The sequence below is a fragment of the Pseudacidovorax intermedius genome (assembly GCF_001476815.1).
Taxonomy (GTDB): Bacteria; Pseudomonadota; Gammaproteobacteria; order Burkholderiales; family Burkholderiaceae_C; genus Xenophilus; species Xenophilus intermedius_A.
Window position 1 is genome coordinate 73,218 of sequence record NZ_LDSL01000051.1, and the last position, 16,931, is coordinate 90,148.

Annotated in this window: 17 protein-coding genes; 6 read left to right on the top strand and 11 right to left on the bottom strand. The window is 69.5% G+C overall.

Going from position 1 to position 16,931, the window contains the following annotated elements:
* The first annotated feature begins 56 nt into the window (after positions 1-56).
* The 4 genes from NS331_RS07915 (at position 57) to xth (ending at position 4,038) form a co-directional block, all read left to right on the top strand.
* Entirely contained in the window at positions 57-1,733 is a 1,677-nt protein-coding gene (locus NS331_RS07915) for an FAD-dependent oxidoreductase (protein ID WP_058641457.1), read from the top strand.
* A gap of 26 nt (positions 1,734-1,759) precedes the next feature.
* Positions 1,760-1,975 (top strand): DUF2783 domain-containing protein, encoded by a 216-nt coding sequence (locus NS331_RS07920; protein WP_058641458.1) that lies wholly within the window; start codon positions 1,760-1,762, stop codon positions 1,973-1,975.
* Positions 1,976-2,061: 86 nt separating this feature from the next.
* Complete coding sequence (locus tag NS331_RS07925; RefSeq protein ID WP_193758062.1) at positions 2,062-3,030, top strand: Bug family tripartite tricarboxylate transporter substrate binding protein; 969 nt, start codon at positions 2,062-2,064, stop codon at positions 3,028-3,030.
* A gap of 228 nt (positions 3,031-3,258) precedes the next feature.
* Positions 3,259-4,038, top strand: coding sequence for an exodeoxyribonuclease III (gene xth / locus NS331_RS07930; protein WP_058641459.1), 780 nt, complete (start codon positions 3,259-3,261; stop codon positions 4,036-4,038).
* A gap of 106 nt (positions 4,039-4,144) precedes the next feature.
* Here xth and ntrC read toward each other — a convergent pair whose 3' ends face one another.
* The 10 genes from ntrC to NS331_RS07980 all read right to left on the bottom strand — a co-directional run bounded on the left by ntrC (position 4,145) and on the right by NS331_RS07980 (position 14,450).
* On the bottom strand, positions 4,145-5,740 hold the full coding sequence (gene ntrC / locus NS331_RS07935; protein WP_058641460.1) for a nitrogen regulation protein NR(I): 1,596 nt from the start codon (positions 5,738-5,740) through the stop codon (positions 4,145-4,147).
* A gap of 23 nt (positions 5,741-5,763) precedes the next feature.
* Complete coding sequence (glnL, locus tag NS331_RS07940; RefSeq protein ID WP_058641461.1) at positions 5,764-6,840, bottom strand: nitrogen regulation protein NR(II); 1,077 nt, start codon at positions 6,838-6,840, stop codon at positions 5,764-5,766.
* Positions 6,840-7,346, bottom strand: a complete 507-nt coding sequence (locus NS331_RS07945) for a hypothetical protein (protein WP_058641572.1) — start codon at positions 7,344-7,346, stop codon at positions 6,840-6,842. The genes glnL and NS331_RS07945 overlap by 1 nt, the downstream gene beginning before the upstream one ends.
* A gap of 174 nt (positions 7,347-7,520) precedes the next feature.
* Positions 7,521-8,936 (bottom strand): type I glutamate--ammonia ligase, encoded by a 1,416-nt coding sequence (gene glnA, locus NS331_RS07950; protein WP_058641462.1) that lies wholly within the window; start codon positions 8,934-8,936, stop codon positions 7,521-7,523.
* A gap of 151 nt (positions 8,937-9,087) precedes the next feature.
* Positions 9,088-9,900, bottom strand: coding sequence for a competence/damage-inducible protein A (locus tag NS331_RS07955; protein WP_058641463.1), 813 nt, complete (start codon positions 9,898-9,900; stop codon positions 9,088-9,090).
* Positions 9,897-10,781, bottom strand: coding sequence for an EI24 domain-containing protein (locus tag NS331_RS07960; protein WP_058641464.1), 885 nt, complete (start codon positions 10,779-10,781; stop codon positions 9,897-9,899). The genes NS331_RS07955 and NS331_RS07960 overlap by 4 nt, the downstream gene beginning before the upstream one ends.
* Before the next feature lie 48 nt (positions 10,782-10,829).
* Positions 10,830-11,813 carry a sterol desaturase family protein gene (locus NS331_RS07965; protein WP_058641465.1) on the bottom strand — a complete coding sequence of 328 codons (984 nt, stop codon included), beginning with the start codon at positions 11,811-11,813 and terminating at the stop codon, positions 10,830-10,832.
* Positions 11,814-11,843: 30 nt separating this feature from the next.
* Positions 11,844-12,665: a polysaccharide deacetylase family protein gene (locus tag NS331_RS07970; protein WP_153012780.1), complete on the bottom strand. Its 822-nt coding sequence runs from the start codon at positions 12,663-12,665 to the stop codon at positions 11,844-11,846.
* Positions 12,655-13,647 carry a YncE family protein gene (locus NS331_RS07975; protein ID WP_082702334.1) on the bottom strand — a complete coding sequence of 331 codons (993 nt, stop codon included), beginning with the start codon at positions 13,645-13,647 and terminating at the stop codon, positions 12,655-12,657. Before NS331_RS07975 ends, NS331_RS07970 begins: the two co-directional genes overlap by 11 nt.
* A gap of 38 nt (positions 13,648-13,685) precedes the next feature.
* Complete coding sequence (locus NS331_RS07980) at positions 13,686-14,450, bottom strand: pseudouridine synthase (protein ID WP_058641466.1); 765 nt, start codon at positions 14,448-14,450, stop codon at positions 13,686-13,688.
* 105 nt (positions 14,451-14,555) lie between these two features.
* Between NS331_RS07980 and NS331_RS07985 the strand changes: the two genes are divergently transcribed.
* Positions 14,556-15,014, top strand: coding sequence for a DUF192 domain-containing protein (locus NS331_RS07985; RefSeq protein WP_242873689.1), 459 nt, complete (start codon positions 14,556-14,558; stop codon positions 15,012-15,014).
* Between the two features lie 161 nt (positions 15,015-15,175).
* Positions 15,176-15,424 (top strand): CsbD family protein, encoded by a 249-nt coding sequence (locus NS331_RS07990; RefSeq protein WP_058641468.1) that lies wholly within the window; start codon positions 15,176-15,178, stop codon positions 15,422-15,424.
* A gap of 43 nt (positions 15,425-15,467) precedes the next feature.
* On the opposite strand, the gene NS331_RS07995 is transcribed toward NS331_RS07990, so the two are convergent.
* Complete coding sequence (locus tag NS331_RS07995; protein ID WP_082702335.1) at positions 15,468-16,835, bottom strand: GGDEF domain-containing protein; 1,368 nt, start codon at positions 16,833-16,835, stop codon at positions 15,468-15,470.
* Positions 16,836-16,931: the final 96 nt, after the last annotated feature.

The window sequence follows — 16,931 nt, forward strand, 5'->3', positions numbered from 1 at the left end:
CCAGCCCGAAGAACAGGCGCCCCGCGCCCAGAAGAACGATCGCAGGAGACACGCCCATGACGGCATCCGACCCCGCGCCGCCGCCGCACGCCTTTCGCGGCACCGGCGAACAGGTGCAGGCCATCCAGTTCCCCTACCGCCGCTCGCCGGACCAGGACGCGCCCGCGCCGGTGCGCCATCCCGTGGTCGTGGTGGGCGCCGGCCCTGTCGGCCTGACGCTGGCCATCGACCTCGCCCAGCGTGGGCAGCCCGTGGTGCTGGTGGACAACGACGATCGCCTGTCCACCGGCTCGCGCGCGCTGTGCTTCGCCAAGCGCACGCTGGAGATCTGGGACCGCCTGGGCGTGGGCGACGCCATGGTCGACAAGGGCGTGTCGTGGAAGGTCGGCAAGGTCTTCCTGAAGGACGCGCAGCTCTACCAGTTCGACCTGCTGCCCGAGGACGGCCATGCCCGCCCCGCCTTCATCAACCTGCAGCAGTACTACTGCGAGGCCTTCCTGGTGGAGCGCGCACTGCAACTGCCGCTGCTCGACATCCGCTGGAAGCACGGGCTCACGGCCATCGACAGCCGCTCCGACGGCGCCGTGCTCACGCTCGACACGCCCGACGGCGCCTACCGCATCGAGGCCGACTGGCTGGTGGCCTGCGACGGCTCACGCTCCCCCACCCGCCAGCTGCTCGGCCTGGAGAGCCAGGGCCGCGTGTTCCGCGACCGTTTCCTCATCGCCGACGTGCGCATGACGGCGGACTTTCCGACCGAGCGCTGGTTCTGGTTCGACCCGCCCTTCCATCCTGGCCAGAGCGTGCTGCTGCACCGCGAGCCGGACAACGTCTGGCGCATCGACTTCCAGCTCGGCTGGGACGCCGACCCGCAGGCCGAGCGCCAGCCGGAGCGGATCATCCCGCGCGTGCGCGCCCTGCTCGGCCCGGACGTCGACTTCACGCTGGAGTGGGCCAGCGTCTACACCTTCGCCTGCCAGCGCATGGCGCGTTTCGTTCACGGCCGCGTGGTGTTCGCCGGCGACAGCGCGCACGGTGTGTCGCCCTTCGGCGCGCGCGGCGCCAACAGCGGCGTGCAGGATGCCGACAACCTGGGCTGGAAGCTGCACCGCGTGCTGCAGGGCCGCGCCGACGCCCGGCTCGTCGACAGCTACGGCAGCGAGCGCGAGGCCGCCGCGGACGAGAACATCCTGAACTCCAGCCGGGCTACCGACTTCATCACGCCCAAGAGCGAGATCAGCCGGCTCTTCCGCGACCAGGTGCTGGCCCTGGCGCGCCACCACGCCTTCGCGCGCCGCCTGGTCAACAGCGGCCGGCTGTCCGTGCCGGCCACGCTGCACGACTCGCCGCTGAACACCCCGGACACCGACACGGGCGACGACGCCTTCGCCGGCGCGGCCGTGCCCGGCGCCCCGCTGTGCGATGCGCCCGTCCGCGGCGCGGAAGCGGCTGGCGGCGATGCCGGCTGGCTGCTGCGCAGCCTGGGGGACGACTTCACGCTGCTGGTCTTCGGCGAGGCGCCGCCCTGGACATCGGCGTTGCCGGGCGTGGCCGTGCGCCGCATCGGCATCGACCTCCACGACACGCAGGGCCTGGTCGCGCACCGCCTGGATGGCCGGCCTGGCACGGCGTATCTGCTGCGGCCAGACCAGCATGTCTGCGCCCGCTGGCGCAGGCCTACCCACGCCGACGTGCGCGGCGCGCTGGCCCGCGCCGGCGGCCTGGCCGCGTGAACGCCTGACGCCGAGGTACCCCTTCCATGCTCAACACACAACCCAACATCGACCGCTTCGACGACTTCTACGAAGCGTTGCTCGGCGCGCACCAGGCGCTGGACACGGCCGAGAGCCATGCGCTCAACGCCCGCCTGGTGCTGCTGCTGGCCAACCACATCGGCGACCTCGGCGTGCTGCGCGAGGCGCTCGATGCCGCGCGGCGCGATGAGGTGCCCACGGGCCGGGTTTCACCGGCGTGACGCAGGCGGCCCACCGGCCCGCCTGCGCGGACACGCCGCCCGCGCCGCCTTCCCTCTTCACCACAACGACCCGGAGACAAACCACCATGATCAACCGCAAGCAGTTCCTCGGCCTCGCCGCCGCTTCGCTGGCCCTGCCGGCACTGAACCCCGCCCATGCCCAGGGCCGGCCGCTCGAATGGGTCGTGGGCTATGCCGCCGGCGGCGGCTCGGACGTGGTGGCCCGCACCGTTGCCGAAGCCATGGGCCGCAGCCTCAACCGGCCCATCGTCATCAACAACAAGCCCGGCGCCGGCACCAACATCGCGGCCGATTACGTGGCGCGGTCCAAGGACTACGGCAACCTGGTCTTCACCGCCGACTTCGCCACGCTGGCAGCCAACCCCTTCCTCTTCAGCAAGCTGAGCTACGACGCGCAGAAGGCTTTCCAGCCGGTGGGGCTGCTGGTGCGCTTTCCGCTCTTCCTGGTCGTGGGCGCCCAGGTGCCGGCGGACGACTTCAAGGGCTTCGCCGCCTGGGCGCGTGCGCAGAAGGACCCGGTCAGCTGGGGCTCGGCCGGCCCCGGCAGCCCGCACCACCTGGTCGGCGAGCTGTTCCGCGAGCAGACCGGCCTGGCCCTGCAGCACGTGCCCTACCGCGGCGCCGCGCCAGCCATGCAGGACGTGCTAGCCGGCCAGATCCCGGCCATGTGGATCGACAGCGCCACCCTGCTGCCCTTCCTCGCGGGCAAGAAGGTGAAGGTCATCGGTGTGGCCTCGGCCAAGCGCCTGGACCTCCTGCCGGAAGTGCCGACCTTCGCCGAACAGGGCCTGAAGAACTTCGAGGGCTACGCCTGGCAAGGCCTGGTGGTGCCGACCGGCACGCCGCCGGAGGCCACCGCCGCCTTCGCTGACGCACTGCAGCAGGCACTGGCCGCCACGCCCGTGCGCGCCCGCCTGCAGGCCCTGGGCGTGGAGCCCATGCCCGGCACGCCCGAGCAGATGGCCCGCTTCGCCGCCGCCGAGCGGGAAAAGTGGGGCGCGGTGATCCAGCGGGCGGGCGTGCGGCTGGACTGAGCGGCTTGCGACGGTGGATGGCGTCGAACCGCGGGCCGGGGGTCGTGAGCCCGGAGCCAGGTGCCTCGGGTCACGGGTCGCGCGTCAGCCAGTGGCGTTCGCGGCGGATAGCATCGGTGCTCGCGGCGTCCGAGCCGCGCCGCGCTGGATCACCGCCTGGGTCGCCAGCCCTGTGACCGCCCTCACCCGTCCTCCATCTCGCCGATCCACCCGGACCGACGCCGCCCCATGAAGATCGCCACCTGGAACGTCAATTCCCTCACCGCCCGCCTCCAGCACGTGCTGGACTGGCTCATCGCCAACCCGGTCGACCTGCTGTGCCTGCAGGAACTGAAGATGACCGACGACAAGTTCCCGCTGGAGGTGCTCAAGTCCGCCGGCTACGAGGCCGCCGTGTTTGGGCAGAAGACCTACAACGGTGTTGCCCTGCTCAGCCTGCACCCGATGCAGGACGTGCACCGCAACATCGGCGGTTTCGCGGACGAACATTCGCGGGTGATCGCCGCGACGGTGGACGCGCCCGGCGGTCCGCTGCGCGTGGTCAACGGCTACTTCGTCAACGGCCAGGCGCCCGGCTCCGACAAGTTCGCCTACAAGATGCGCTGGCTCGACGCCCTGCGCGACTGGCTGCGTGCCGAACTGGCGGCCCATCCGCGGCTGGTGCTGCTAGGGGACTTCAACATCACCCCGGAAGACCGCGACAGCTTCGACCCGGTCGGCCTCAAGGAGACCATCCACCACACGACCGAGGAGCGGCAGCACTTCCAGGCCCTGCTCGACCTGGGCCTGGTGGACAGCTTCCGCCTCTTCGACCAGCCGGAGAAGAGCTTCTCCTGGTGGGACTACCGCATGCTCGGCTACCAGAAGAACCGCGGCCTGCGCATCGACCACATCCTGGTCAGCGAGCCGCTGGTGGCCGAGGTACAGGCCTGCACCATCGACCGCGTGCCGCGCAAATGGGAGAAGCCGAGCGACCACGCGCCGGTGGTGCTCGAACTCAGGCGTTGAGGTTTCGCAAGCGGCCGAGCCCGCGCTGATAAGGCAGGCCCCTGCCAGCGCCCCGCGCCGGCGTGCCCGGGGCGAAGCGGGGCCGGAGGTCGAGGGGTGCGGCGGCTCAGGCCTCGTCCTGGTCCAGGCCCAGTTCGGCGATCTTGCGCGTGATGGTGTTGCGGCCGATGCCGAGCTTCTGCGCGGCCTCGATGCGCCGGCCTCGGGTGAAGGACAGGGCCGTGAGGATCAGGTGCGACTCGAAGCGCCGCGTCAGCGCATCCCACACGTCGGGCTGGCCGGCGGCGAGCAGCGCCTGGGCTTCGGCATCGAGGCCTTGCTCCCAGCTCTGCGCCACGGGCACGGCTGCAACTGGCGCCACCGGCATGGGGCCCGAAGCCGCGCCATAGGCCGCCGTCGAAGGCAGATGCGGCGCTGAAGGCAGCGACGCGGGCGCCATCTCCGCCAGGTGGCCGTCGGCCGAGGTCGGCTGCAGCGCCACAGCGGGCGCGAACGCCGGCGCGGCGGCGCCGCCGGACGATTCCGTCGGCGCATTGGCCAGCACTTCCGGCGGCAGGTCCTTGGGCTCGACCAGCTGGGCCGGTGCCATGACGGTCAGCCAATGGCAGATGTTCTCCAGCTGCCGCACGTTGCCCGGGAAGTTGAAGGCCGACAGCTGCGCCAGCGCCGCGTCGGAGATGCGCTTGGGCTCCACGCCCAGTTGCTTCGCGCTCTGCTGCAGGAAGTGCCGCGTGAGCGAGGGCACGTCCTCCTTGCGCTCGCGCAGCGCCGGCAGGCGCAGGCGGATGACGTTGAGGCGGTGGAACAGGTCCTCGCGGAAGCCGCCGTGCTTGACGCGCTGCTCCAGGTCCTGGTGGGTGGCGGCGATCACCCGCACGTTCGCCTTCACGGCGTTGTGGCCGCCCACGCGGTAGAAATGCCCGTCCGACAGCACGCGCAGCAGCCGCGTCTGCAGGTCGAAGGGCATGTCGCCGATTTCGTCCAGGAAGAGCGTGCCGCCTTCCGCCTGCTCGAAGCGGCCGCGGCGCATGGTCTGCGCGCCGGTGAACGCACCGCGCTCGTGGCCGAAGAGTTCGCTCTCCAGCAGGTCCTTCGGAATGGCCGCCGTGTTGATGGCGACGAAGGGGCCGTTGGCGCGCGGCGAGTGCTTGTGCAGCGCGCGGGCCACCAGCTCCTTGCCCGAGCCGGATTCGCCGGTGATCAGCACCGTCACGTTGCTCTGCGACAGCCGGCCGATGGCACGGAACACGTCCTGCATCGCCGGTGCCTGGCCCAGCATCTCGGGCGTGGCCTGCATGCGCTCCTCGGCCACTTCCTCGCGCTGGCTCTCGTCCACCGCGCGGCGGATGAGCTCGACGGCGCGCGGCAGGTCGAAGGGCTTGGGCAGGTATTCGAAGGCGCCGCCCTGGAAGGCCGACACGGCGCTGTCCAGGTCGGAGAAGGCGGTCATGATGATGACCGGCAGGCCCGGGTGCTTCTGCTTGATCTTGTCCAGCAGGTCCAGGCCGGAACCACCCGGCATGCGGATGTCGCTCACCAGCACCTGCGGGCCCTGCATCTCGTCGTCGTTGGCGGCTTCCAGCGCGGCCAGCACCTCGCGGGTGTTGGTGAAGCTGCGCGTGGGCAGGTCCTCTCGCAACAGCGCCTTTTCAAGCACGAAGCGTATCGATTGGTCGTCGTCCACTATCCAGATCGGCTTCATGCGGCTCCTGTCGTCCTTTCCTGCTACGGCAGCGGTATCAATATCGTGAAGTCGGTGCGGCCCGGCGCGCTGTCGCATTCGATGACCCCATGGTGCTGTTGCACGAAGGTCTGCGCCAGCGTCAGGCCCAACCCGGTTCCGCCCTCCCGGCCCGACACGAGCGGGTAGAAGATGCGGTCCTTGATCGAGTCCGGTACACCCGGGCCGTTGTCGATGACATGCAATTCCAGTGCCAGTCGCCACCACTGTTTGTTGAGGATCACCTGACGCGCGATGCGCGTGCGGAAGGTGATGCGCGCATCGCCCGCGGCACGCCGCTCTGCCAGGGCCTGCGCCGCGTTGTGCGCGATGTTGAGCGTGGCCTGGATCAGCTGCTCGCGGTCGCCGCGGAACTCGGGAATGGACGGGTCGAAATCGCGCTCCACTTCCAGCCCCTGCGGGAACTCCACCAGCAGCACCGATCGCACGCGCTCGCACACCTCGTGGATGTTCACGTCGCCCACCACGTGCGGCCGGCGGTGCGGCGCGAGCAGGCGGTCCACCAGCGACTGCAGGCGGTCGGCCTCGTGGATGATGACCTGGGTGTACTCGATCAGGTCGCGCGACTCGATCTCCATCTGCAGCAGCTGCGCCGCGCCGCGGATGCCGCCCAGCGGGTTCTTGATCTCGTGGGCCAGGTTGCGGATGAGTTCCTTGTTGGCCTGCGCCTGATCGAGCAGGCGCTCCTCGCGCTCCTGCCGCACCTGCTGCTCCTGCGGCGACATCTCCAGCAGCAGTTCGCCCTTGCGGTCGGTCTGCGCCAGCGTGACCAGCACGGGCAGCGGCTCCTGCGTGCCGCGGCGCAACAGGGCGTCGTAGCGCAGGGTCGCGAAGTCGTTGCTGCGCGCCCCGTCGATGGCGGTGCGCAGGGTGCCCGTGTCGACGAAGAAGTTGCCCAGCGCCGCACCTTCGAGCGTGCGGCGCGAGGTGCCCAGCGCATCCTCCAGCGCCGAGTTGGCGAAGACGATGGCGCCATCGCTGCGGATCACGACCACCAGCGTGGCCAGCAGGTCGAAGGCCTGGTAACGCTTGCCCGACCGGGCCACGGTACCGAAGGCCATCAGCGTGTCGCCGCGGGCAGGCGATCGAGTTCGCGCCGCAGGCTGGCGAGGTCGGCCTCGTTGCGCGCGATCTCGGCCTTCATCTCGGCCACGCGGTCCAGGTACTTCTGGTAGTTGCGCGCCTCGCTGCCCTGCTTCTCGGGCTGGCCGTTGTTGTAGTCCTTGAGCAGTTCCGTCTGGCGCGTCTCCAGGCGGCGCAGCTCGCCTTCGAGCACGCGGCGCGCATCGCTGTCGCGGGCGCGCTGCTCGGGGGAATCGACGCGCGGCGTGTTGCCGGCTGCCGGACGGCTGCCGCCGGGCGCGGCCGCGGCACCCGCCGCCGCATTCGGACGCGTGCCCTGCACCACCGTCACGTTGCCGCCTTCGACGACCTTGCAGCCGCGGCGCTGGGCATCCGCGGCGTTGTTGGTGTATTCGTTGCCGCAGCGCCAGATGCGCTCCTGCGCCTGCGCGCCGAAGGAACAGGCCAGGCCGAGCAACACGAGAACAGGCAGGTAGGGTTTCATCATCGGAACGGTGCAGAAGTAGGCGTCACGCAGGCACGCGGGAGGCGCCACGCGCGCAACATTGTCTTGCAATTGGAAGACGGCTCCGGACGCCGGTTCCCCACCAACGAAAAAGGACGGCCGAAGCCGTCCTTTGCATGCGATGCGTCGGGGCGCGCGTGGCGCCCCATGCCATCACAGCGAGTAGTACATGTCGAACTCGACCGGGTGCGGGGCCATGCGGAAGCGCGTGACTTCGCCCATCTTCAGGTCGATGTAGGCATCGATCATCGAGTCGGTGAACACGCCGCCCTTGGTCAGGAAGGCACGGTCCTTGTCGAGGTACTCCAGGGCCTGGTCAAGGCTGTGGCAGACGGTGGGGACCAGTGCGTCCTCTTCCGGCGGCAGGTGGTACAGGTCCTTGGTGGCGGCTTCGCCCGGGTGGATCTTGTTCTCGATGCCGTCCAGGCCGGCCATCAGCAAGGCCGAGAAGCACAGGTAGGGGTTGGCCGAGGGATCGGGGAAGCGCGCTTCGATGCGGCGGCCCTTCGGGTTGGCGACGAACGGGATGCGGATCGAGGCCGAGCGGTTCTTGGCCGAGTAGGCCAGCTTGACCGGGGCTTCGAAGCCGGGGACCAGGCGCTTGTAGCTGTTGGTGCCGGGGTTGGTGATGGCGTTCAGCGCGCGGGCGTGCTTGATGATGCCACCGATGTAGTAAAGGGCGGTGTCGGACAGGCCGGCGTAGCCGTCACCGGCGAACAGGTTCTTGCCGTCCTTCCAGATCGACTGGTGCACGTGCATGCCCGAGCCGTTGTCGCCGGCGTAGGGCTTAGGCATGAAGGTGGCGGTCTTGCCGTAGGTGTTGGCCACGTTCCAGACCACGTACTTCAGGACCTGGGTCCAGTCGGCGCGCTCGACCAGGGTCGAGAACTTGGTGCCGATTTCGTTCTGGCCGGCGCCGGCCACTTCGTGGTGGAACACTTCGACCGGGATGCCCAGGCTTTCCAGCACCAGGACCATCTCGGCGCGCATGTCCTGCGTGCTGTCGACCGGGGGAACCGGGAAGTAGCCGCCCTTGGTGGTGGGACGGTGGCCGCGGTTGCCGCCTTCCATCTTGGCGCCGCTGTTCCAGGGCGCTTCGTATTCGTCGATCTCGCTGAACACGCGGCCGGGCTCGTTGCTCCAGCGCACGCTGTCGAAGATGAAGAACTCGGGCTCGGGACCGAAGTAGGCGGTGTCGCCCAGGCCGGTGGACTTGAGGTAGGCCTCGGCCTTCTTGGCGACCGAGCGCGGGTCACGGTCGTAGGGCTTGCCGTCGGCGGGCTCGAGCACGTCGCACTGCAGGAACAGCGTGGTCTCTTCGTAGAAGGGATCGATGTTGGCGGTGCTGGGGTCGGGCATGAGCTGCATGTCCGAAGCTTCGATGCCCTTCCAGCCGGCGATCGAGGAACCGTCGAAGGCGTGACCCGAGGTGAACTTGTCTTCGTCGAAGGCCGAAACCGGCACGGTGACGTGCTGTTCCTTGCCGCGGGTGTCGGTGAATCGGAAGTCGACGAACTTGACCTCGTTTTCCTTGACGAGTTTCATGACGTCGGCGACGGTCTTTGCCATCAGGTTCTCCTGGGGATGGGAAGGTTGACGAAATTAGCGTGTAGGACGAACGCAGGTTCTATGCCATTGCGAACAGGTCCGCGCGCGGGGTGGACCGCAGTGCCAAAGGCACCACGGTAGCAGACGAAGCACCAAATCGGCCCATTGACAATCAACGCACCAATTCAGGGCCAATGGATGCACCAAAATCGATAACACCCTGCTTCAAGCGTGCGTAGGCCGCCTCCAGCAGGCGCGTGTCACCCTTGACGCCCAGCTCGATGTGCCGGCCGTACTGCGGATGGTCCACGCTGGGCAGGCTGAAGACCTTCACATTGGTGAATTCCTTTTCCACCGCCTCCATCAGGGGCGTGAGGCTGGCCTCCATTGCACCGAAAACGATCAGGGAACGCTCCGCGGTGGACGGGGTGCGGTGCAGCGCGGCGTAGCGCTGGTCCAGCACCCACTCGACCATGGGCCAGGCCATGACGGGAAAGCCGGGCACGAAGTGCACGTCGCCGACGCTGAAGCCGGGAATCTTGTTGTACGGGTTCGGGATGATCGACGCACCCTGCGGAAACACGCCCATGTTGAGGCGGTGCTGGTTGTCGGGACGGTCGGGTTCGTAGGCAACGCCCTGCTCGCGGGCCGTGTCCCGCATGCGCTCGCGGATCAGGTCGGCCGCCTGCGGATGCAGGGCCAGCGGCACGCCCAGCGCGGCCGCGGCGCACTGGCGCGTGTGGTCGTCCGGCGTGGCGCCGATGCCGCCGGTGGAAAACACGATGTCCGGCCCGGCGAAGGCGCGCGCCAGGGCGGCGGTGATGCGGGCCGGGTCGTCGCCCACGTACTCGGTCCAGGACAGCGCCAGGCCACGGGCGGCCAGCAGTTCGATGACGCGGGCCATGTGCTTGTCGGCGCGCTTGCCCGAGAGGATCTCGTCGCCAATGACGATCAGGCCGAAGGCGCGGCTGTCGGTGGAACTCATGCGGAGAAGGAAGACGTGGAAGGTGGGAGGGCCGGCGCCGCGGCGGCATCGGTCGGCGGCAGGGGCGGGGGCGGCTCGGCGGCGGTCGTCTCGCGGCGCAGTTGGGCCAGCGCTTCGAGCGCGTAATGCGCGAACCACAGGGCCGAGAAGGCGAACACCAGGGTGTAGATCCACACCGCCAGCGGAATCAGGACGAAGAAGGCGGCGGCGAAGACCAGGCCGGAGGCCCACACCAGGCTGGGCGCCGCGCCGAGGTAGCCGCAGAGGATGCCGATGGTCAGCAGCGGCAGCTTGTGGCGCCGCATCAGCAGCCGGCGCTCCGCCCCGCTCGCATGCTCGGCCAGGGCGTCGAAGCTCATCACCTGGTAGGTGAGCCAGCCCCAGATGAGCGGCGGCAGCACCAGCACCAGGGGCGGCACCAGCCACAGCGGCACCGACACCAGCAGCGCCAGCACGGCCGCGAAGGTCAGCGCCACCGAGCGCACGATGCTGGCGGCGGCACCCGCGCCGTGCTTCTTCTCGAGCGCCGCGAAGCGCCGCTGCGCCACCAGCCGGGTGAGCGCCGGCGCCATGAACGCGGCCACGACGACCAGCGACACCATCACCAGCACCGGCGTGGCGGCCAGCAGCACGATGAGCGGCGCGAGCAGGTTGCGCACGTCGCCGACGAAGAGCTGCTGCAGCCAGTTCCAGAGCCCCGCCAGCAGCGGCCAGGCGTCGAGCGCACCGCGCGTCCAGGCGACCGCGCTCTCCCAGTAGAAGTAGGCCAGGCCGGCCGACAGCGCCACCATGACCGCCAGCGGCAGCAGCGACAGCAGGATGACCCGGGGGTGCAGGCAGTAGGCGGCGGCGCGCCAGCAGGAATCAGCGAGAAGTCGCATCGGCGCGCAGCATAACCGCAGCCTTCGAAGCCCCGTGCAGGCGCTGGTTCAGGCGCGCCCCACCAGCCGCCGCAGGCCCAGCCACTGCTGCGCCCAGAAGCCGCGGCCGTAATCGCGCACGCGGCCGGCCGGGTCCGGCTCGACCTGGTCGCGCACGCCTGTCGGCAGGTAGCGGGCGTCGAAATCGGCGGTGCGCAGCAGCATGTCCCACCACGGGAGCAGCACGCCGAAGTTGCAGCCGCCCAGCACGTCGGGCCGGCCGACCTGCTCGTGGCCGACGCCGATGGCATGGTGCAGCCGGTGGAAGCGCGGGCTGACCCACAGCCGCTCGCCCAGGCGGCCGAAGTGCAGCCGCAGGTTGGCATGCTGCAGGCTCTGGCTCAGCTGCGTGAGGGCCACCAGCACGATGAACTGGCCCGGCGGCACGCCGATGAGCTGGGCCACCACCACGACGATGGTGCTGTGGATCACGTCGTCCAGCAGGTGGTTGCGCGCGTCGCTCCACATGGTCATCTGCCGCTGCGAATGGTGCAGCGAGTGCAGGCGCCACCACCAGTCGATGGTGTGCTGGCCGCGGTGGATCAGGTACTCGACGAAGTCGAGCACCACGAGGTAGAGCAGGAAAGTGACGATGGGCTGGTCGGTCACGCCCGGCCAGAGGCCATCGAGCTGCAGCGTGCCCCAGCCGGCCGCGCGCACCCGGCCCAGCGCCATGTCGAACAGCGGATCGAGTGCGAAGAACAGCACCACGCGGAACAGGCCCAGGCGATGGATGAGCGTGTAGAGCACATCCACCCGCACCGCCTGCCGGTCCCGCACCGGCTCCACCGGTCGCCAGCGCTGCAGCGGGCCGAGGATTGCGATCATCACGGCGATCTGGATCAGGCCGACCAGCAGCCAGCCGGTGGCGTCGAAGGCGTCTTCCAGCAGGTTGCCCATGCCGGCGGCGAACATCACCGGCTGCACCACCGTCTCGAACAGCCACTGCTGCGTCAGGCCGAAAGGGTCGCTCAGCCAGGCATGCCAGTTCATCGGGAAGCCTCCGTCTTGGTCGCTAGGGGATCAGGGATGTGCCGCGATCCAGGCGCGGTAGTCGGGATGTTCGCGCAGGGTGCGGAAGCAGAAGCCGCGCGCCTGCAGGCCGGTGATCAGCGGCTCCAGCACGGCCGGCGCCCACGGGTCCTGGCGCGACCAGATGCCCAGGTGGGCCAGCAGGATGTCGCCCGGGCGGATGCGCTCCAGCGCCTGCGCCAGCAGCTTCTGGTTCGGGTATTTGTCGCTGGGCAACTCGTCGCCCAGGAAGCCTGCAGGCGACCAGCCCACGTGGGCATAGCCACAGGCGCGGGCCGCCGCCAGCAGGGCAGGCGAGGTCTTGCCGCCCGGTGCACGGTACAGCGGCAGCGGCTTCCTGCCGGTGATCTGCGCCAGCCGCGTGCTGGACTTGCGGATGTCCTCGCAATACTGCGCCGCCGTCCACGTCAGCCGCTTGCCGGACTGCGGCCCGGCCGAAGGCTGGATGGCGAAGCGCTGCTCGCCCTTCTCGGCCGGCAGGTCGCCCCGCCAGTAGGCGTGGTCGTAGGTGTGGGAGCCGAATTCGTGGCCCTCGGCCGCCCTCGCCTTCCACCACGGCGCCCACTGGTCGTCCAGGCTGTCGCCGCCGTCCTTGGTGCGCTCGGCGGCGGCGAAGAAGGTGACGTGCACGCCGTGGCGCTTGAGCACGTCGGCGATCAGCGGCGCCACGCCCATGTGCCCGGTGTCGAAGGTCAGGTAGACCGGTTTGCTGCAATCGGCAGGGCCGGCGGCGGCGGCCGACATGGCCGTCGCCACGGCCAGCAGGCCGACGACCAGGCGCCGCGCCCCGCGGCGCAGTCGTTCAGCGCGCATGGTCCAGCGTCCACACGCCGTGTGGCGAACGGCCCACCGGCACCTGCTTCATCAGCTGGCCGGTCAGCAGGTCGACCACGCTGAGCTTCTTGGCCCAGCGCGAGGTCACGTACAGCCGCTTGCCGTCGGCCGACACGTCCATGCAGTCGGGGCCGCCGGGCACCGCGTAGTTGTTGGTCACCTTGAGCGTGCCGAAGTCGATGCGGCTGATGGTGTTGGCCACGCGGTTGCTGACGAACACCGACTTGCCGTCGCCCGCCGAGCGGAAAGCGTGGGCGCCCTTGCCGGTGGGGATGATGCCCACCACCTTGGGCTCGGCGCCCGCCACGTCGAACACCTGCACGCCCTCGCCGCCGGTCAGGCCCACCAGCAGCGTGCGGTCGTCGTGGATGCCGAAGATGTCGGCCGGCATCGGGCCGGTGCGCACGCGCCAGCGCACGGTCTGACTGGGAATGTCGACGGCGATCAGCTCGTCGCTGTCCTGCATGGACACATAGGCCGTGGTGCTCTTGGAATCGATCCAGATGTGGCTGGGCGTCTTGCCGGTGGCGATGCGCTTGGCCAGCTGCAGGTTGTTGCCGTCCCAGCGGTAGATGTCCACGTGGTTCAGCCGGTTGGCCGCCGTGACGAACCACTTCATGTCCGGCGAGAAGCGCAGGTGGTAGGGGTCGATGATGCCGTTGACGGTGCGCTGCACGTCGCCCGTGCGGGGATCGAAGAAGGTCAGCGAGTCGCCCGCCGAATTGGCCACGATCACCGAGCGGTGGTCGGGCGTCATGTAGATGTGGTGCGGCTCCTTGCCGACGGGCACGCGCCGCGTCTCGGTCCAGGTGCCGGCATCGATCAGGCTCACCGTCGCATCCAGCGAATTGAGCACGAAGACGGGGGGCGTCGGCCCGGCCGCCAGCGCCGGGGCGCAGGCCGCGGCCACCGACAGCAAAACGGCCGCGAAGCGGCCGGCACGCAGGAAAGAAAAGCTCAAGGTGAAACCTGTGGAGACGGAACGAAAAATCTTAACGGTCAAATCCCAGCGGCGGATGACTGCGGCGCCGGCTTGCTGACCTGGGTCAGGGCCTGCACCTCGTCCGCCGTCAGCCAGCGCCACTGGCCCGGCGCCAGGTCGGGCGGCAGGGACAGCGTGCCGATGCGGGCACGGTGCAGCGCCTCCACCCGGTTGCCGGCGGCGGCGACCATGCGCTTGACCTGGTGGTACTTGCCCTCGCCGAGCGTGAGCGCGAGCCGGTTCTCGGCCAGCGCCTCGGCGGCCAGCGCGCGCACGGGGCGGGGGTCGTCGTCCAGCACCACGCCGGCGCGCAGGCGGGCGAGCTGGGCCTCGTCCAGCGCATGCTTGACCTCGGCCACGTACAGCTTGGGCACATGGTGCTTGGGCGAGGCCATGCGGTGCAGGAACTTGCCGTCGTCCGACAGCAGCAGCAGGCCCGTGGTGTCCTGGTCCAGCCGGCCGACCGCCTGCACCCCCGTCACGCCGCCCTTGACCGGCCGCTGCCGCAGCGCGTCCGGCAGCAGCGTGTAGACCGAGGGCCAGGTCGACGGCTTCTGCGAGCACTCGGTGCCTGCCGGCTTGTGCAGCATCACGTAGGCCTTCGCGTGGTAGGCCCACGGCCGGCCCTGGACGGTGAAGGGCAAGCCCTCGGCCACCGCCACCTCGAAGCCGGCGTCGTCGACCGGGCGCCCGTCCACCGTCACATGGCCTTGCTGGATGAGGCCTGCACAGACGCGCCGGGTGCCGAAGCCCTGGCTGAAAAGCAGTTCTTGCAGTTGCATGATGGGGCGGGCATGTTAGTCCAGCGGCCTGCGCTGGTTCACAATCTGCGCTGTCCGCGCCGGGTATTCCGGGAACGCGGGCCATTCCTGATGCATCGAAGCGCCATGTCCCGCCCCCTTCTTCGCTCCCTGGCCGCCGCCGCGGCACTGCTCGCGGCCGCCGCCAGCGCCTTCGCCCAGCCCCAGCTCGACCTGCCGCGCGTGCCGATCACCGCCGGCATGTACAGGATCGACGCCCAGGTCGCCGCCACCCCGACGCAGCGGCAGATCGGCCTGATGTTCCGCGAGAACCTGCCGCAGCAGGAAGGCATGCTCTTCGTCTTCGAGCAGCCGGCGGTGCAGTGCTTCTGGATGAAGAACACGCTCATCCCGCTCACGGCCGCCTTCGTCGCCGACGACGGACGGATCGTCAACCTGGCCGACATGCAGCCTCAGACCACCGACAGCCACTGCTCCGAGGCACCCGTGCGCTATGTGCTCGAGATGAATCAGGGCTGGTTCGCCAAGAAGGGCCTGCGCAAGGGCGCGGTGCTGGCCGGCGCGCCCTTCGCCGCCACGCGCTGAAGCCCGCGGCCTCTGGCCCGCTGACAGGCGGCAGCGGCATCCCACTACGTTCATCGGTCAGGCAGCGCCTACACGGCTTTCGCGCGGGCCCCCTGAGCATGGCCCGAGCCGTCGGGGCCCAAGGCCTTCGGCGACCTGCAACCAACCAGGAACACACTTCGATGTACGACCAAGCACAAGGCGCCTTCCAACGCATCGCCGGCAAGGCCCAGGACGCCCTCGGCGACCTGACGGGCGACAAGGACATGCAGGCCGAGGGCAAGCTGCGTGAGGCGCAGGGCACGGTCCAGCAGACCTACGGTCAGGCGCTGGACGAAATCCGCGAAATGGCGGTCCGCCATCCGCTGGGGGTGGTGGGCGGCGTCGCCGCTGCCGCTTTCCTGCTCGGCATGGTCTGCGCTCGCCGCTGAGCGCCTGGGCGGCGCACTGCGGGCAAGGGCGCCGTCGGGCCGCTCAGACCGCAGGTGACGGCTGCAGGCCCAGCGTGTTGAGTTGAAGGTGGTGACGCTGCGCGTCCCCACCTTTTCTGCTTTTGGCCCGGCCCTTGTCCGCGTACATGGCGGTGTCGGCGCGCTGCAGCAATTGCTCCGCATCGGCCGCCTGTGACGGAAAGCGCGCCACGCCGATGCTGACGCGCACGGCATGGCTGTCGCCGCACAGCGTAAAGGGCCGGTCGAAGGCTTCTGCGATGCGCTGATGGGTCGTGTCGGCGCCGCGGCCCTGGGGGTCGTCGTCCAGCAGCACGACGAACTCGTCGCCACCGAGTCGCGCGACCACATCGACGCCGCGAACACAGGCCTGCAGACGGTCCGCGACCGACTGGAGAAGCAGGTCGCCCACGGCATGACCCAGCCGGTCGTTCACAGCCTTGAAGTCGTCGAGGTCCAGAAACAGCACCGACACCTCCCCTGCCCGCTCACGGGCGCGTACCACGGCAGCGGCCAGCCGCACTTCGAAGTGCCGGCGATTGAACAGCTGGGTGAGTTGGTCCCGCTCTGCCATCGTCTGCAGGCTGACGTGCAACCGCTTGCGCTCGACGGCGGTGGCCACCTGTCCTGCAATGAAATGCAGCAATTCGGCATCGGCGGCTGTGTAACGGCCCTGGCCATCCGTCGCGCGAAGCGCGAGCGCGCCGATCACGCCCTCCTGCGTCCGGAGTGCGGCGGCAAGCCATTCGCCCGGCACCAGCACGTCCTCCGGTTGCGCTGACGGGCGCTGCGCGTCGCCGACCAGCGCAGCGGCCAGCCATGACCAGTCGGCGGGCGCCTCCGCCCCTTTCGCGTCCTGCGTCGGCGCGGCATGGAAGGCAGGGTACAGCGCCTGCTGGGCATCGTCGAACAGCAGCACCGAGAAATGGCGGGCATCCAGCAGGCCGCCGACGATGCGGTGGACCTGGGCGAACAGGTCGTACAGATCCTGCGCCACATGGGCGGCCTCTGAAATGGCGTAGAGCGCCGCCTGCAGGCTCCGGGTGCGATGCAGTTCCGTGATGTCGTGCGCGACGGCGACGCGCAACCCTGCCTCTTCCACCCAGCGGGCGGTCCAGCGCAGGTGGACAACCTCGCCGTCCTTGCGGATGTACCGGTTCTCGAAATGAAGCTGGAGGTGGCCCGCCATCACCCGCGCCGCCGCCTCGATCGTGCGTGCGCGGTCCTCGGGGTGGACCATGTCGAGCATGGAGCGCCCCCGCACTTCCTCTGCCGTGTAGCCGAAGATGCGTTCGAAGGCCGCGTTGGCGAACACGAACTGGCCGTCGGCCGAGACCGCGCAAACGGCGTCCAGCAGCAGGTCCAGGAAGTTGGCGGAAGCGATCCGGCGCATGAAGGTGGATGTCGGGGTCGGCGCAGCGTTGTCGCTGCACTAACAAAGTTGACATTTTGTAGCACCTTGCGTGCCGCCGTGTGGGACGTGCGCCCG

Bases quoted from the DNA above. Each gene is read 5' to 3' on its own strand.
- NS331_RS07915 (WP_058641457.1), top strand. From the start codon at position 57: ATGACGGCATCCGACCCCGCGCCGCCGCCGCACGCCTTTCGCGGCACC.
- NS331_RS07920 (WP_058641458.1), top strand. From the start codon at position 1,760: ATGCTCAACACACAACCCAACATCGACCGCTTCGACGACTTCTACGAA.
- NS331_RS07925 (WP_193758062.1), top strand. From the start codon at position 2,062: ATGATCAACCGCAAGCAGTTCCTCGGCCTCGCCGCCGCTTCGCTGGCC.
- xth (WP_058641459.1), top strand. From the start codon at position 3,259: ATGAAGATCGCCACCTGGAACGTCAATTCCCTCACCGCCCGCCTCCAG.
- ntrC (WP_058641460.1), bottom strand. From the start codon at position 5,740: ATGAAGCCGATCTGGATAGTGGACGACGACCAATCGATACGCTTCGTG.
- glnL (WP_058641461.1), bottom strand. From the start codon at position 6,840: ATGGCCTTCGGTACCGTGGCCCGGTCGGGCAAGCGTTACCAGGCCTTC.
- NS331_RS07945 (WP_058641572.1), bottom strand. From the start codon at position 7,346: ATGAAACCCTACCTGCCTGTTCTCGTGTTGCTCGGCCTGGCCTGTTCC.
- glnA (WP_058641462.1), bottom strand. From the start codon at position 8,936: ATGGCAAAGACCGTCGCCGACGTCATGAAACTCGTCAAGGAAAACGAG.
- NS331_RS07955 (WP_058641463.1), bottom strand. From the start codon at position 9,900: ATGAGTTCCACCGACAGCCGCGCCTTCGGCCTGATCGTCATTGGCGAC.
- NS331_RS07960 (WP_058641464.1), bottom strand. From the start codon at position 10,781: ATGCGACTTCTCGCTGATTCCTGCTGGCGCGCCGCCGCCTACTGCCTG.
- NS331_RS07965 (WP_058641465.1), bottom strand. From the start codon at position 11,813: ATGAACTGGCATGCCTGGCTGAGCGACCCTTTCGGCCTGACGCAGCAG.
- NS331_RS07970 (WP_153012780.1), bottom strand. From the start codon at position 12,665: ATGCGCGCTGAACGACTGCGCCGCGGGGCGCGGCGCCTGGTCGTCGGC.
- NS331_RS07980 (WP_058641466.1), bottom strand. From the start codon at position 14,450: ATGCAACTGCAAGAACTGCTTTTCAGCCAGGGCTTCGGCACCCGGCGC.
- NS331_RS07985 (WP_242873689.1), top strand. From the start codon at position 14,556: ATGTCCCGCCCCCTTCTTCGCTCCCTGGCCGCCGCCGCGGCACTGCTC.
- NS331_RS07990 (WP_058641468.1), top strand. From the start codon at position 15,176: ATGTACGACCAAGCACAAGGCGCCTTCCAACGCATCGCCGGCAAGGCC.
- NS331_RS07995 (WP_082702335.1), bottom strand. From the start codon at position 16,835: ATGCGCCGGATCGCTTCCGCCAACTTCCTGGACCTGCTGCTGGACGCC.